Source organism: Corynebacterium sp. HMSC06D04, assembly GCF_001807315.1.
Classification (GTDB): Bacteria; Actinomycetota; Actinomycetes; order Mycobacteriales; family Mycobacteriaceae; genus Corynebacterium; species Corynebacterium simulans.
In genome coordinates this window covers 1-576 of record NZ_KV788555.1, presented here as the reverse complement: position 1 = coordinate 576, position 576 = coordinate 1, and the positions used below count along the sequence as shown (strand labels likewise).

Genomic DNA, 576 nt, shown 5'->3' with positions numbered 1-576 from the left:
TGCGTTTAGCACCATAAAGCCCGTTCTCATCATCAAAGATGGCCTTGATTCTTGCACCAATAAGGGCATCGGAACATATCTTTAACCTGCGATTTTCGTGGGTGTTGACCCATTTATAAAACGAGGAGCGATTGAGCTTTAACACATGGCACATCCGCTTGACCGAGTACTCGGTTCGGTGGTCATAGACAAACTGGAAGCGGATCACCAGCGTGTCTCTTCGGCAAAATATTTCGCGGCCTTGCGCAGAATATCGCGTTCTTCGCGCAGCTTCGCGTTCTCTTTTTCTAGCTGGCGGATTCGCTCGGAATCAGTCGTCTCCTTGGCGTTGTCGCGCATGGCCTTCGTGCGGGCACGTTTGCCGGTGCCGTATTGCTGAAGCCAGGAGAAAAGCGAGGAACGATTGACTCCAAGCTCTGCTGAAGCCGCGTGAAGTGAAAGGTCCTCATTGTTTTCATAGAGGGCCACAGCATCACGTTTGAACTGTTCGGAATACCTAGGCATGGTGGTAGATTACCTTTCTTCCCAACCCAACCGGGCTGGATATCAGGTGTCTACCAAACAGGGGTCAGGTCC

The 576-nt window shown here is 51.4% G+C and carries 1 pseudogene; it reads right to left on the bottom strand.

The window, feature by feature from the left end:
* Nucleotides 1-504: pseudogene (locus HMPREF3155_RS13320) on the bottom strand (transposase); the annotation flags it as partial.
* Between the last annotated feature and the right edge of the window lie 72 nt (nucleotides 505-576).